At 61.6% G+C, this 15,322-nt stretch carries 8 protein-coding genes; 2 read left to right on the forward strand and 6 right to left on the reverse strand.

All coding sequences use genetic code 11. From position 1 onward, the window contains the following. The first annotated feature begins 17 nt into the window (after window positions 1-17). The gene (locus NKH30_RS00050) at window positions 18-6,479 is read left to right on the forward strand and encodes an RHS repeat-associated core domain-containing protein (RefSeq protein WP_352993718.1); all 6,462 of its coding nucleotides are present in this window, start codon (window positions 18-20) and stop codon (window positions 6,477-6,479) included. Window positions 6,480-6,511: 32 nt separating this feature from the next. Continuing rightward, complete coding sequence (locus tag NKH30_RS00055) at window positions 6,512-7,162, forward strand: hypothetical protein (RefSeq protein ID WP_352470517.1); 651 nt, start codon at window positions 6,512-6,514, stop codon at window positions 7,160-7,162. A 729-nt stretch (window positions 7,163-7,891) separates the two neighbouring features. Here the strand turns inward: NKH30_RS00055 and NKH30_RS00065 are convergent. The 6 genes from NKH30_RS00065 to NKH30_RS00090 all read right to left on the reverse strand — a co-directional run bounded on the left by NKH30_RS00065 (window position 7,892) and on the right by NKH30_RS00090 (window position 15,256). Continuing rightward, window positions 7,892-8,881 carry a substrate-binding domain-containing protein gene (locus tag NKH30_RS00065; protein WP_352470518.1) on the reverse strand — a complete coding sequence of 330 codons (990 nt, stop codon included), beginning with the start codon at window positions 8,879-8,881 and terminating at the stop codon, window positions 7,892-7,894. A 73-nt stretch (window positions 8,882-8,954) separates the two neighbouring features. Then, window positions 8,955-10,010, reverse strand: coding sequence for an ABC transporter permease (locus tag NKH30_RS00070; protein ID WP_352993721.1), 1,056 nt, complete (start codon window positions 10,008-10,010; stop codon window positions 8,955-8,957). After that, window positions 10,010-11,527, reverse strand: coding sequence for a sugar ABC transporter ATP-binding protein (locus tag NKH30_RS00075; RefSeq protein ID WP_352470521.1), 1,518 nt, complete (start codon window positions 11,525-11,527; stop codon window positions 10,010-10,012). The genes NKH30_RS00070 and NKH30_RS00075 overlap by 1 nt, the downstream gene beginning before the upstream one ends. Continuing rightward, the gene (locus tag NKH30_RS00080) at window positions 11,524-12,522 is read right to left on the reverse strand and encodes a LacI family DNA-binding transcriptional regulator (protein WP_352470523.1); all 999 of its coding nucleotides are present in this window, start codon (window positions 12,520-12,522) and stop codon (window positions 11,524-11,526) included. Before NKH30_RS00080 ends, NKH30_RS00075 begins: the two co-directional genes overlap by 4 nt. A 297-nt stretch (window positions 12,523-12,819) precedes the next feature. Next, a complete protein-coding gene (locus NKH30_RS00085; RefSeq protein ID WP_352470524.1) occupies window positions 12,820-13,275 on the reverse strand; it encodes a CopG family transcriptional regulator in 456 nt (151 codons plus the stop codon). Then, entirely contained in the window at window positions 13,259-15,256 is a 1,998-nt protein-coding gene (locus NKH30_RS00090; RefSeq protein WP_352816831.1) for a conjugal transfer protein TraG, read from the reverse strand. Before NKH30_RS00090 ends, NKH30_RS00085 begins: the two co-directional genes overlap by 17 nt. Window positions 15,257-15,322: the final 66 nt, after the last annotated feature.

Raw genomic sequence — 15,322 nt, forward strand, 5'->3', positions numbered from 1 at the left:
TCCGGAGAGGTAGTCCCATGTTCATAAAGACCCTTACCGCCCTCGCAGCCCTGGCCGCTGGCGCCGCAGTACTCGGCTCACCGGCCCGCGCCGAAGACAAATCTGCGACGTCGATCGTGCAGTTGCCCGCTGCGGGCGGCACTGTCACGCAGGAGGAAGGCAGCTTCACGCTGAACAACAATACGGGATCGGCGAACTTCACCGTGCCGCTACCCACCCTGCCGACGCGCGGCCAGTTCGGGCCGCAACTGAGCCTCACCTACAGCCAGTTCGCGGGCGATACCGGCAACGGGCTCGGTATCGGCTGGCAGTTCAATACCCAGGCGATCGCCGCCAATGACGATCTCGGCACGGCCGTGCCCGGCACCAAGCCAGGCGGCGATTTCTTCTCCCGCCTGTCGTATATGGGCGCGCGACTCATCTTCCTCGGCAACCAGAACGGCGTCTGGGAGTACAAGCCCGAATATGCCGAGGATTTCGTCAAGATCCTCTACCACACTGGCGCGTTCGACGTCCTTTCGCTCGACCTGACGGGCGGCCTACACACCGACACCATCTCCTCCGGTTTCGAGGTGATCAACGCCAACGGAACACGGCTGATCTTCAGCGGCGATTCCTCCGTGGCGGAGGGCAATTTCGATGTAGCCGCGCCCTATGTCACGAAATGGCCGCTGGTGCTGCAGCTCAATGCCAACCGCGAAGCCATCCGCTACGAGTACCAGCGTTTCGGTGGACGCAGCTACCTGACAAAGGCCAGCTTCGCCGGCGGTCAGAGCAGCTATCAGTTCGAGCTGATCGAGACGCAATCGACGCTCGTAAGCCACACCAATGGCAGCAAACAGGAGAACGCCCGGCTCTACGGCAAGGTGACGGCCAAGTTCAAAGACACCGTCTACGCCCAATGGTGCATGGGATATGTCGGCCGTGATACCAGTGACACGTCGAAGTTCGTCGTCCGGGCGCATCCGGACTGCCTGGCGAAGGCTCAGGCCGACCTCACGCCGCTCATCGACGCGCAGTCGGTCAATGTGCTCGACCAGCTGCGCGTGCTCTACCGGTATGGTGACACCGGCGGCGAGGCGCTGGCGCAATCGACGCTGAAGTTCCCGGACATCCATTTCGGCTATTCGTCGTGGACAAGCGCCGAACTGGCGTCGCGCCCCGTCGTGTTCGAAGCGCCGAAAATGGCGTTCGCCGGCGACATCCCGCCGCAGAATTTCGAATTGGCCGACCTCAACATGGATGCACTGGTCGACATCGTGCAGACCAAGGATGACGGCGCGACCGTGCATCTCGGAAGCGGCGACCTGAACAGCGCCTTCGGCGACACCAGCCAACTCGTGCTGTCGCGTCCGACCGAGGCTGGACTAATGCGCCAGATCGCCCCCCGGCTCACCGACAATCGCTTCGCTTTTGCCGACATCCTGGGCGACAGCTTCGTCGATATCGTCGAAATCGAAGACGGGCTGATGCACGTCTATGACGGCAAAGCCGACGGGACCTTCCCTTATCTCGGCCGCTCGATCCCGCTGCCCGGCGTCTCGCCAACGACATTCGCGGGCGGCAACGGCCGCTTCGCCGACGTTAATATGGACAGCCTGTCCGACATCGTCACGACGCGCCTCAATGCTGATGGCCGCACGGAATGGCGGATATTTCTCAATCTCACCCGGCGGCAGGCCGATGGGGGTTACAACGTCAATTTCGGAGCGCTTACCAAAGCGTTCCCATTCAACAGTCAGGACGGCCAGATACTCGGCCGCAACAATGTGCGGATGGTCGACATCAATGGCGACCGGCTGCCCGATCTCGTCGTCATCCGCCCGGCTGACCAGGGCTTCTGCCTCTATGAGAACCAGGGCAACATGTTCTCGAAGGACCCGAATGCGCTGCTGTTTGGCGACGCCGCGATCAACGATCCGGTCTGCGGTCACGGCAGCTTCTCGAAGATTGGCGGCATGCAGCCCGGCGATAACCTCGCCACAATGTGGTACATCGACGCCAACGGCGACGGCATCATCGATTTCGCGTCGATGGGCGAGCGCACTGACCAGATGCGCGTCTGGCTCGGCTTCGGCGACGGGACCTACCTGAAGGATCCGCTCAGCATCGCGCTCAATCTGCGGGTTCAACTGGGCGCGTCGACGCAGACCTTCGCTTCGCGCGTCGCAGACATCGACGGCGACGGCCAGAGCGAAATCATCGTGTTCCAGAAGCCGTCCGGCGACGAGGTGAAGCCCGTCGTCGTGATTGACTTCAACCGCACCGACACGGTGCAGTTGGTCAAGGCCAACCTGCTCACGGTCGTCGACTTCGATTCCGGCCGCCGGCACGACATTCGCTATGCGACTTCGATCGACGAGATGCTGCGCGACCGCGCCAACGGCCAGCCGACGCGCAACCTGCATTTTCCCGTTGTCGTTGCCAAGCAACTCGTCACGTCGCAGGGCATACCCGGCCAGGTTCGCGCCCAAGTGCAGACGGACGAATATTTCTACCACAATCCATTTTACGATGTGATCAATCGCCGTTTTATCGGCTTCTCGGACGTCGAGAGGATCGCGTACGGCGACGAGAACGCGGCCGGCCAGCGGGTCACGCAGCGCTCAAGCCTCGATCGCGAACAGTATTACACCTTCGCGGAAACGGCGGCTGACCTGAACCTCGCCGGCAAACTGAAGATCCGCAAGACCTATGAAGTGAAGCCCGAGGCGACGCTCGTCGCGAGCGCGGAGACGACCGAGACGCTCGATCCGTCGGCGGCGGCGCTGCACTCGCTGTCGACCGCCACGCGCACCCAGAAGCTGCCGACGACGGGGATGATGTTGAAGTGCGAGTCGTCGGTTTGGGAGACGTTTTCGCGTGGCGACGGCTCGTCCTATCTCAGAAAGGTCAAGGAGACGCTGACCGGTTCCGCCGGCGACGCCGAACAGCAGGACCCGGCCGATCCCGAATGTAAGGACCCGGTGAAGGTCCAGACGTATGCCGATTTCGACGAATTCAATATGCCCGCCTCGGAAACTGTGCAGGTTCGCGATATCCCGGGACCCGCGGATTTGACCATTCAGGGCTTTAGCCGCACCACCCAGACCGGGTATGCGCAGTCGCGTGCCGATCTCGCCGCGCTCAGCATTGTCAACGCCGCATCCGAGCGCCGTATCCTAACCGGAACGCGACTGCTCAGCCGTGAAAGCTTCACCTATCTAGCCGACGCGGGCGGTCGCATGGGCACCCGGACACTCGAAGTCTTTTCCGGCCTCAGCAACTTGCCGGCGTCGCTCGAGCAGTTCCGCAACGCCACCCGCACCCTCACCAAGAGAATGGGCTATGACGTCTTCGGCAACACCACCGCGCTGTCGGACGACCTTGGGCAGACAGAGGCCGTTCTCTACGAAGAGACCGGCACCTTGCCGATGAGCCACACCAAGATGGCGGGTGGTGCGCCTGAGCTCAACCAGATCACGTCAATGACCTACGACGGGCCACGGGCCGGAGCTGTGCGAACGATGACGACTCCCCTCGGCATGGTCGTCACCAACGACTATGACGCGCTCGGCCGTAGGATCCATGAGGTGGCAGCCGACGGTGCGGAGAAATTCTACAGCTACAAGATCGGCGAGAGCGGCCTGCCCTCACTGATCTTGACATCGAAGCGCCGTTACGCAAGCGCTGCCCAAACTCCGGAAAGCGAGAGCGAATTCATTGCCGAGCTCGCCGCCTACAACGCCCGCGGCAACCAGATCGCCGACCTGGAAAGCGTTGCCGAGGGGGGCGTGCGGGTCCGCAACTTCGCGCTCTACAATCGCAACGAGAAACTGGTCTTCCGCTGGACCCCATTCGTCGTCAGGAGCTTCGGCGGTATCGACGATCTGAACCTGCAGAAGGTCTTCGAGCTGGGCGACGTTCCGCGTCCGGATCACGAAATCGGCAACACATATACCTACGACGCAACGGGCCGCATGGTGCGTGAGTCTTACCCGTCGGGCAAGGTTTCCGAGATGACCTTCGGGCCTTGGGGCACGCACACAATAACGACCTATGCCGATCAGTTCGACGGTACGGTGCGGAGCGAGGAATATTCGCTCAGCAACGAGAACGGGGTGACCGGCTTCATCGCCGCCAATGGCGACGGCGTGATGCAAATTTCCCGCTTCGTGCGCGATTCCTTCGGCTATTTGAGCGAGATTTGGCTGCCGGGCGAAACTGCGCCTCGACGGTTGATCTACAATTCGGTCGGCGACATCGAATTCCAGTCGATCCCCGGAATGGGCGATCGGTACGCCTTCTACGACGCGCGCGGGCGGCAATCAGCGATCGCGCGCGTCGGCGTGAACGGCGAAGCTTCCGTGCAGACGTCCACCTACGACTTCCTTAACCGCAAGCTCACAGAGGTTGACGACGGTGTCCTCCATCTCGAATACCGCTACGACCGGGGCGTCGAGATAGCCTCTGCGGCCGGGTTCGAAGTGCCGATCGCGTTGCCGCTCGATAAAATAACCGAGGTCATCATCCACGATCCCAACGGCCTGTTCGATGCGGCCGAACGCTACGCCTACAACGCGAACGGCCGCATGACCGCCAACGAGGTGGAGATCAACCACGCAAAGTATGCCGATCGCTTCCATCACACGCTTGATGGCCGGATCGATTCATCGATCGGCCCACGCGGCCTGACGTCGAAATTCGCGCTCGGACCGGACAAGAATCTCCGCTCCGTGACGGTATCCCATCCGGACTTCGCCGGCCCGCAGAAAGTGATCGAGAACATCACGTACAATCCGGAAGGACGGGTCGAGCGCGTCAACTACCGGCTCGGCGCCTTCACGCAGATGACCTACGATCCGACGACGCTGTTCCTGACGCATATCGTCTCGCAAGCGGGAGGCGTTCCGCTGCAGGACTTGACCATGGCTTTCAACTCGAACGGCTCCATCACACAGATCGTCGATGCGCTGGGCAGTGGCGCCGGCGACGCGACCCATGTCGACCGTTCCGGCACCTTTCACTATGACTTCAAGAACGAGCTCGTGAGTATCGATCGCTATGGCAAACATGCCGAATTCGGCTATTCGCCTGCCGGCACCTTCGCCCGCAATGACGAGCTCGATCCCGGAGCACGGATTGTCCCGGCGGCAGCCAGCGCGACCGGCCTCATTCCGGCCGGCAGCGCGTCCAAGCCATATGGTTTCGATGGCTTCGGCCAGCTGGCGACGTCGCCGAACCTTACCGGCACTGTCTTTGACATCAACGGCCGGCTCATCCGAGCGCAAACCGCGACCAACGACGTCTTCTACGGCTACGACCAGACCGGTCGACGCCTATACAAGAAGATCGTTACTCCGGACGGATCGAAGCCAGACCAGCTTTATCTCTATCCAGTGGAGACATTCGAGGTCGGCCCAAAGGGCGAAGAGAGCTATGTCAACATTGCCTCGACCAAGTTGGTGCGGCTCGAGCACGGCACCGGTAAATGGTTCTATTACCTCAAGGATCATATCGAGAGCAGCGACTATGTGATCGCCTCGGGCGGCGCCCCGGTCGAGCAAATGCTCTATCGCGCATACGGAACCGAGCACAAGCCGGAAGTACTGGCTCCTGCCTGGGCCGATCACTTGACGGATATTTCGGGCGAGTTGCCGCGCGAAAAAACCCACCATCGGTTCACCGGCAAATATCTCGACGACGATACCGGGCTCTACTACTTCGGTGCCCGCTACTACGATCCGGCCCTTGGCCGCTTCGTCTCACCCGACCCGCTGTATGTCGGCGATCCTGAGCGCTGCACCGGCAACCCCACATCATGCAATCTCTTCGCATATGCCAACAATAATCCGATGGCCTATATCGACCCGACAGGTCTCAAGGAGATCGTGGCCGGCGATGCCGCCTATCGGCGGCAAGTTGAGGAGGATATCCAACGCACAGACCCGACTGCCCGAGTCAACAGCAAGACCGGCGAGGTTTCGCAAAGCTGGCTCCACGGCGCCTGGCTCGACGTCAAGGACTTCTTCGTACCCGGTACCGGGATGGATACAGGGCGCGAACTCACCAAGAGGATTGTCGACAGCCCAGAAACGGTGACGATCCAGAACGTGGCCGGCCGCACCGGAACCGATCTCGCCGATCACACGAAGGATCCGACGACGACACCGGGAGGAGCGGTCATCTCTTACGATCCGGCGGCAGCCCGTATCCGCACGTCGAGCGAGTTCGACAAATCGACCGGCACTGTCGCGACAAACCCGGCCGATCCTGGCATCGTGCTCGCCCATGAGCAGATCCACGCCTCCCACATCCAGGCGGGACAGATTTCCGGCATGGGTCCAGCCACCTACAACGGGCTTGATGGAAAGCCACATACCTCCATGGACGAGGAAGCGCGGACCGTCGGTGTCGGCGGAACGCCGCGGCCTGACGACATAACGGAGAACCAATTGCGCGACATGCTCGGTATCAAGCCGCGCAACCACTACAACTGATTCGCGGCAACGCAGAAGGACGGAGGCATGACATGCGTAACTTCCCTCTCTCTACGGCAGCGCTGGCCGGGCTGGCGATGCTCATCACTGCGGCGGCCCTCGCTCAATCCATGAACCCGCAGATGAAGGAGCCGCAAGCGATGCCACTCGATTTCCTGACCTGGATCGATCGTGACGCAGACTGGCTGCAGAAGCAAATTGCCGCACTTGGCGGGTCGGGAAAGCTCACCATCGATGGCGGCATTCTGGAGACGACCGACCTTGAGACGTTGAAGGCAGCCAATCGCATTCGTGCCTTTGCCTACCTCGCGACCAAGGGGCTGAGGCCTCCCTATTTCGATCTGACGATCGCTGCGGGTGACGCGACGAAGCGGTGCGTCACGCAATTCCCCCGCAGCATTGCTCCAGGCATCGGTCCCATGGATTTTGCAAGGAAGAGTTTCCCGGCGGACGCTGCCGACCAAACCGAACTGAAATCCTGCACGGTCGCAGGTCAGGGTAAAGACTATGCCGGGCTTGACCGGGCGACCTTTCGAGATCGCTACTTCGATGCATCAGGCACATTGAAGCCGGAATTTCGCAACCTCGGCGACGATCCCGCTTTCAGAGCCAAGGCGATCGACGAGGGCTTCTTCCTGGCGACGGAGGATTATAGCGGCCTGTTGCAGCTGGACCTGCGGTAGGCTAGCCGCGAGGTAGCAAGCAACATCTGGCGCCGACGAAGGGCTAGACTGGTATTGTCCACGTGCTTTGTGGGGGCCGACCAGCGCCAGCACCAGGCGGGCCGGTCCTTGTCGCCTTCTCCGCGCCTTCCCGGTGTGCCAATGCCAGAGATAGGAATATCGGAAGACCTGTGCGACTTTGGTTTTGGCTCAGAGAGCTCGTCGTGAGATGGTCGAGACTCGGCTCCATGCGGAGGCTTCGACCGCAGCAATATCGTCCTTATTGAGCTCCGCTATCAGCTCGACCCGCCTGTCGCGCTCAACAGCCGGACAAAACCCCCGTAGGCCAGCAGCACGGCGCGTGCCGCCGTTTTGGTGATGACGACCGGATTGCGGACCGAGGTATCCTCATGAGCGCCGAAGTCTTTCTCGAGAGGGCGGCGGCGGTGACGGTGGCGGTCATCGGCGTGACCGCTTTATTCCGGAATAGAGGCGCTTTTCGCGCTTTCCGCGAGTGCCTGGCGCCAACCAAATGGAAACGAGCCCGTGACAAGGCTGCTTGCAAGATCCAGCTGAAATCGCGGCGAGACGGGCTGATGCCGCCTACGCGCTCAACTGCGTGCCGTCCTTCGACCGCCGGGATTTTTCTAGCCGGAGTTTTGACCGACGACGACCACGCCGGCTCGCTCACAAAAACAACAAGGCCCACTCCCGGGCCTTGTCGTATCAACTCTGCTGTCGGCCCTGCCCTCAGTTTCCCGTCATCTGCTTGGCATTTTCCGGCGTGATCGCGGTCGTGTCCACCGTCACCGTCGGCTCCACCGACGAAGCACACTCAAGCAGGATCTTTTTCGACATCTCGATCGCTTCCTTGGCGCCGGTCGGGTAGGTGAAGGTTGCCGCCCAGTCGCCCTTGGCCACGGCCTCGATGCCGCCGGCCGGACCCGGCAGGCCATCAGTGCCGATGATCTTGACCTGCTTGCCCGCGCCCTTGGCTGCGAGCAGCGCACCCGCCGCCATCATGTCGTTCGAGGCATAGAGCACCTTGATGTCCGGGTGCGCTTGCAGCATGGCGGAAAAGGCGGTCTGAGCTTTGTCGGGCACCCAGTCGGCGGCCTGCTCGGCCACCACTTGGATTTTGGCATTCTCCTTCACACCGTCCTTGAAGCCGTTGAGCCGCTCCACCGCTGGCGTCGAACTCGGCAGCCCTTCAAGCACCGCCGCCTCGCCGCCTTCCGGGAGCAGGGTCTTTGCGGTGTATTTGCCCGCTTCGAGCGCGATCTTGTAATTGTCGCCGCCGATGAAGGCGGTGTAGTCCTTGCCGGGGTCGCCTACCGTTTTGCGGTCTAGTTCGATGACGGGAATGCCGGCATCCATCGCGCGCTTCACCGCCGGGGTTATGGGTGCTGCCTCGAAGGGCGAGATCAACAGCAGATCAACTTTCTGGGTTATGAAGTTGTCCACCTGCGAGGTCTGCGTGTTGACGTTGCCGGCGCCGTCGGCGATCTGCAGCGTGAACTGCGGCACATCCTTGACCGCCGCGGTCAGCTCGTCATTGACATGCTGGCGGTAGGGCTCGGCATTGTTCGCCTGCGAAAAGCCGATGATGAACTGGCCGTCCTTGGCGCAGGCCTTGACCATCGGGTCGGCCGCTTGGGCAGCACCCGCCATGCACAGGCAAGAGCCTGCCAGAAAGGCGACCTGCAGGGCGCGCCTCGATCCTTTTTCCATCGTTGTCATGCTTGCTCTCCTCCTCGTCGGGCCTATGGCCAGACCTTGGTTTCATGGTCTTCCAAATGCTGCCGCCGGCCTCCTATCGTCCCAAACCCTCGCGGCGGCGAACGAGGGATTGAAGCACTGCCGCCACAACGATGATCGCGGCGGTCGCGAGCAGCTGCATGGCGGGGGTAATGTTGTTGAGCTGAAGGATGTTGGCGAGCGCGCCGAGCATGATGGTGCCGGCAACGGTGCCGACCATCGAGCCGGCGCCGCCGAACAGGCTGGTGCCGCCGATGACCACGGCCGCGATGGCCGTGAGCTCATAGCCCATACCGTCATTGGCGCTGCCGAAGTTGAACTGACCCGCATGCACGATGCCGGCAAGGGCGGCGGCAAATCCGGTAATGGCGTAGACCGAGATCTTGACCATAGAGACCGGAACGCCCGAAATGCGCGCCGCTCGCTCGTTGCCGCCGACGGCAAAGACATAGCGGCCGAAGCGCGTGGTATTCAGTACCAGGGTAGCAATAGCGGCGAAGACGATGAAGACGATGGTCGCCACCGGCACTGTGTTGTTGAACAGGCGCTCGCCCAGTACCGCGAAGACAGGTGGCGCCAGGCCGGGCCCCTCGCCATAGGAAATATTAATGTACTGGTTGCCGGAAACGACCAGCGCGAGACCCCGCGCCGCCTGCAGGCCGGCGAGCGTGACGATGAACGGCTCAAGCCGAAAGCGGCTGGAAATGGTGCCCTGGATCACGCCGAAGACGGTGCCCATTATCAGCACCGCGAGAATGGTCGGGATAAGCCCGAAGCCGCCGGAGATCATCATCGTCGCGGTGACGACGCTGGAGAGACCAAGCACTGCCCCCACCGAAAGGTCGATGCCGGCGGTGATAATGACGAAGGTCATGCCGATGGCGATAATGCCGGTCTCCGACACGGCGCGCACGATGTTGGCCATGTTGTCGGGCGCAAGGAACAGTATCTCGCCATGGCGCCTGGGCGAGAAGATGACGCCGCCGATCGCCACCAGCACCAGGCCGATCAAGCTTTGGAAGCGCACGATCAGCGCGAGTGGATCGCGATGCTTTGCGGCCGGTGCGGCTAGCACCGGACCGCTGGCAACCGAAATCTTCTGTTCGGACATCACGCCTCCCTGCCATTTGCCGCTGCCATCACGGTGTGCTCGTCAACGCCACCGGTGAATTCCGCTACATTGCGCCCCTGGCGCAGCACCACGATGCGGTCGCACAGGCCAATCAGCTCCGGCATTTCGCTGGAGGCAACTAGGATGCCCAGGCCTTGTGCAGCCAACTGCCGCAGCCGCTGATAGATCTCGCCCTTGGCGCCGACATCGACGCCGCGCGTCGGCTCGTCGAGCAGCAAGAGCCGGGGATTGCCAAGTATCTCCTTGGCCAGCACCACCTTCTGCTGGTTGCCGCCGGACAGCGCGCCGACCGCGATGTCGGGATTCTTCGGCCGAATGTCGAACTGGCCGAACGATTGTTTCACCGCCTCGGCCTGGCGGCCCGGTGACATCAGTCCGCCCGGCGATATTCGCCGGATCACCGACATGACGAGGTTGAGGCCAACCGCCATCCTCAGCATTAGGCCACTGCCACGGCGGTCGTCGGTGACGAAGGCGATGCCGGCAAGGCGCGCGGCTCTGATCGAATCAAGCTTGATCGGACGGCCGGAAATGACCACGCCGCCCTCCCATTGGCCGGAAAGGCCGGTGCCGTAAAGCGCGCTCAGGAGCTCGGTGCGCCCTGCCCCCATGATGCCGGCCAGCCCGACGATCTCGCCTTCATGCACCTCGAGTGAAAGCCCTGTCGGGGCCTGCCAGCCGGCGCTGTCGCGCGCTAGCCGGAAGCTGGCATTGCGCAGGCTGAGCAGAGCCCGGCCGACGGCCGTGGTGCGCTGGGGATAGAGTTCGTCCAGTGGGCGCCCGACGAGCAGCCGCACCAGTTCGGCCTGCGGTGTGTGCGGATCGGTGATGCCAGCTACACGTCCGTCCCGCATCACCGTCACCCGGTCCGCGATCTGCGGCACTTCCTCCAGACGGTGGGAGATATAGACGATGCCGACGCCACTGGCGGCGAGCTTGCGCATGATGTCGAACAGCCTCTCGACCTCGCCCACCGTTAGGGCCGCCGTCGGCTCGTCCATGATCAAGACCCGCGTCGCATAGGACAACGCTTTGACGATCGCAACGACCTGGCGTTGCCCTATCGAGAGGTCGCCGACTAGCCCGGCGGGATCGATAGCCAGTTCGATAGCTTCCAGACGCTTGCGAGCTTCGCGGCGCATCCCCGCCACATCGAGCAGTCCGCCCGAGCGCATCAATTCGCGGCCAAGGAAGAGGTTTGACGCCACATCGAGCGTTGGAACGAGATCAAGCTCCTGAAAAATGGTCGCAATTCCGGCCGTCTGCGCCTCGCGCGGGTTGTTGAACCGCACCGGCTTGCCGTCAATCTGGATTGTACCTTCGTCGGGTGCGTAAACTCCCGACAGCAGATTCATCAATGTCGATTTGCCGGCGCCGTTCTCGCCCAGCAGGGCGTGGATCTCGCCTGGCTTGAGATCGAAATCGACACCGCGTAGTGCCTGAACGCCGCCGAAGCGTTTCACGGCCCCTGTCACCGATAGAAGCGGCGCGCTCATGCCGGCCTTCCGCAGGATTGACGGGCATGCAGCGTCGCCTGAAGCCGCACCGAGCGGGGCTCTGTATCCGTTGATGCAATTCGGGCGCTAAGCAGCGATGCGGCCTGCCGCCCGATTTCGGCGCAAGGCTGCGCAATAAGGGTCAGTTGCGGCTCAAAACAATCGGCCCATTCGAAGTCGTCAAAGCCGACAAGTGAAAGATCCCGAGGTATTTCGAGACCTTTTTCGCGAACCGCTCGGACCGCTCCGATCGTCGCCATATTGTTGCCGGTGACCAAGGCCGTAGGCGGCGAAGGCAACGACAACATCGCGCGGGTCGATGCCGTAGCGCTCGCCGTGTCGACGTTCCCTGGCTGCAGATATTCCGACACGTAGGCAAGTCCGTTAGCCATCAAAGCTGACTTGAACGCATCGATACGTTCGCGAGTCGTAGCAAGGCCCGGCTGCCCTGCAATGAACCCAATCCGCTGATGGCCGAAGGATGCGACGTGATCGATAAGAGCGCGCATCGCAGATTGGTTCTCAACACCGATCTGGTCAAATCGTTCGTCGGCAAACCGGTCGATCAGAACGCAGGGAACCATTTTCTCGGCAAGGTAATTGGTGGCTCGCTCTGGGGCACCCGAGGGCGCCAAAATAACGCCGTCAACACGTCGTTGATGGAAGGCGCGAACGACCGCAAGCTCCCGATCAGGATCGTCCTGCGTGTCGGAAAGGAAAACCATGAGGCCAAGACGCGCGCATTCCGCTTCCACGGCACAGATGATGTCAGTGAAATACGGGTTCGAGATCGCCGAAATCGCCAAGCCGACGCTGTTGGTTGAAGCGACCTTGAGGGAACGCGCCAGCCCATTGGGCTGATATCCAAGCAAAGCAATCGCTTCGTTAATGGCTCTCGATTTCGCAGGCGAGACAAAGCGCGTGCGGTTGATCACATGTGACACCGTTGAGACCGACACCCCGGCACGAAGGGCTACCTCAACCATCGTTGCCATTGCGGCTCAAACGGAGTGCTACTCGCAAGCGCTCCTCCCTGATGTTGCGCTTTAAACCCGCTCTGTCCTGGCGGATACAATAACCATAGTGCCATCGAAACGTTTGCGCAATCGATTCGATAGTCGTTTTGATCTGATTAGACTAATGTTGTCTGGAATGGAGCAAAGCAGACATATGACCTCCGCTCGCTCACCACCCGAACTTTGTGGGCACGTTTAGGAACGGTGCGCGAGCAGATACCAACCCGTCGGAAAGATCACGGTCCCGAGAGACGCTTCAATCTGGCGTCACGCACCTTATCGGCTCGCTGGCGGCACTGGCGGGACATCGTCGGCTATTTCCTGCCTGAGCCTTGGTCCTTTGCTGAGCCGGCGACCGAGCGCATCGACGAAATTGTCGTAGCGCTGCAAGCCCTTGGCGCGCGCCTCCGCTTGCGCCGATTCCGGCAAGGCTGGAGTCGAGTTGAGCCAAAACCGGACGAACAATGCTAGCGTCTCAATAGCAATTCCGACGTCACGCTCGACCCGCTGCACGCGTCGATCGATCTGGTCGAGGCGGCGAGTGATCGCCGCTTGCTTTCGTTCTTCGGCGTCCGGCGACAGGAACGACGCGAGCGCAGCCTCGGCGACCAGTGACAGCGAGACCTCGCGCCGCCCAGCGTAATCCGCCAGTGCCCTCATTATGTCAGGGTCGAGATAGGCAGACAGACGTCTTTTCTTGGCGTTCTTCATGCGCTCAAAGCTCAATGCCATCATTGGGGTCAAGGGCGGCCTGACGAGCTGCGCGTCTCATGGCTTGATCGACACTGCGGCGACGAACGGCGTCATCATCGGGCTCATCCCTGTCGAGGTCGAACTCATCGTCGCAGCGTGCCGTTCGTTCCGGCGCGATGTCTTCGTGTTCGGGAAGCTCGGGCTGGCGGCGAATGCCGCCATTGGCCGGATCCTCGTCCTGCTGATCCCTGGCAAGCCTCAGCTTGCGAGATTTGCCTTCCGGCTCAGCAAGAAGTGTCGTGTCGGTCCAGTCGTCAGGGCGAGCGTTCTGCGTTGTCCCTCCGGTCCTTGGTGGCGGCAAGACGCGCTCGGCAAGACGCGGGTCGGCAAAGTAGCGTGCCTTCTTCGCACGGACTGGGAACTGGCCCGAGATCATAATGATCGCCTCGGTCGGCGGCAGCTGCATGATCTCGCCCGGCGTCATCAGTGCACGCGCCGTTTCCTGCCGCGACACCATCAGATGCCCGAGCCAGGGCGACAATCTGTGCCCCGCATAGTTCTTCATGGCGCGCAACTCGGTCGCGGTCCCCAGAGAGTCTGAGACGCGCTTGGCCGTCCTCTCGTCATTCGTGGCGAAGCTCACCCGCACATGACAATTGTCGAGGATGGAATTGTTCGGTCCGTAGGCCTTCTCGATCTGATTGAGCGATTGTGCAATCAGGAACGACTTGATGCCATACCCGGCCATGAAGGCCAGCGCGCTTTCGAAGAAATCGAGCCTGCCAAGCGCGGGAAACTCGTCCAGCAGCATCAAAAGACGCTGCCGGTGATCCTTCGCGTGAAGATCTTCGGCGAGCCTGCGGCCGATCTGGTTAAGCACGAGTCGGATCAGCGGCTTTGTGCGACTGATGTCCGATGGCGGCACGACCAGATAAAGCGTCGTCGGCCGTGCCTCCTCGACAAGGTCTGCGATCCGCCAGTCACAGCATGACGTCACCTTGGCCACAACTGGATCGCGGTAGAGGCCCAGAAAACTCATGGCCGTCGAGAGCACGCCGGAACGCTCGTTCTCGGACTTGTTAAGCAGTTCCCGAGCAGCCGACGCCACGACGGGATGCGGGCCTGCATCACCCAAATGCCGCGTCAGCATCATGGCGCGCAGCGTTGCCTCGATTGGCCGCTCTGGATCGGAAAGGAAGTTCGCCACGCCTGCGAGGGTCTTGTCTTTCTCCGCATAGAGCACGTGCAGTATTGCGCCGACCAGCAACGAATGGCTGGTCTTCTCCCAGTGGTTGCGGCGTTCCAATGTGCCTTCTGGGTCGACCAGGACATCCGCCACGTTCTGCACATCTCGAACTTCCCACTCGCCCCGTCGCACCTCCAGCAGAGGATTGTAGGCTGCTGATCCAGCATTGGTCGGGTCGAACAGAAGCACCTGGCCGAAACGGGCCCGCCATCCGGCCGTCAGTTCCCAGTTTTCGCCTTTGATGTCGTGGACGATTGCCGAACCCGGCCAGGTCAGTAGTGACGGCACGACCAGGCCGACGCCTTTGCCGCTTCGGGTCGGTGCGAAACATAGCACGTGTTCCGGACCGTCGTGGCGCAGATAGTGTCGGCCCAACATACCCAGGATCAGCCCATCCTGACCGATCATCCCAGCGGCCTTGATTTCGTCTCGCGTCGCCCAGCGCGCCGAGCCGTAAGTCGTGGTGTCCTTTGCCTCGCGCCCCCGCCACAGCGACATCCCGATCGCTGCGACGATAGCCATGAGGCTTCCGCTCGCCGCAATCGCCGCGCCCTCCAGGAAGACCTTCGGCGCGTAGGCGTCGTAGAAAAACCACCACCAGAAAAAGGCTGGCGGCGGATAAACGGGCTGTCCAGCCAATTCGAACCACGGCGGACCGAGTTGGCTTTGAAAGCCGAGCCGCCCTGCCGTCCACTGTGTTGCTCCCCATGTCGTCGCGACGACGATCAGAAAGGCGGTGAGTATCTGGCCCCATAAAACCTTGCTTGCCGGCATCGATCGTTTCCCAAATGGATGATCGGAACAACCGAAAAGCTCGAATTCCTAAATCCGCAAGAAGAA

Source organism: Mesorhizobium sp. M1273 (assembly GCF_040318195.1).
Classification (GTDB): Bacteria; Pseudomonadota; Alphaproteobacteria; order Rhizobiales; family Rhizobiaceae; genus Mesorhizobium.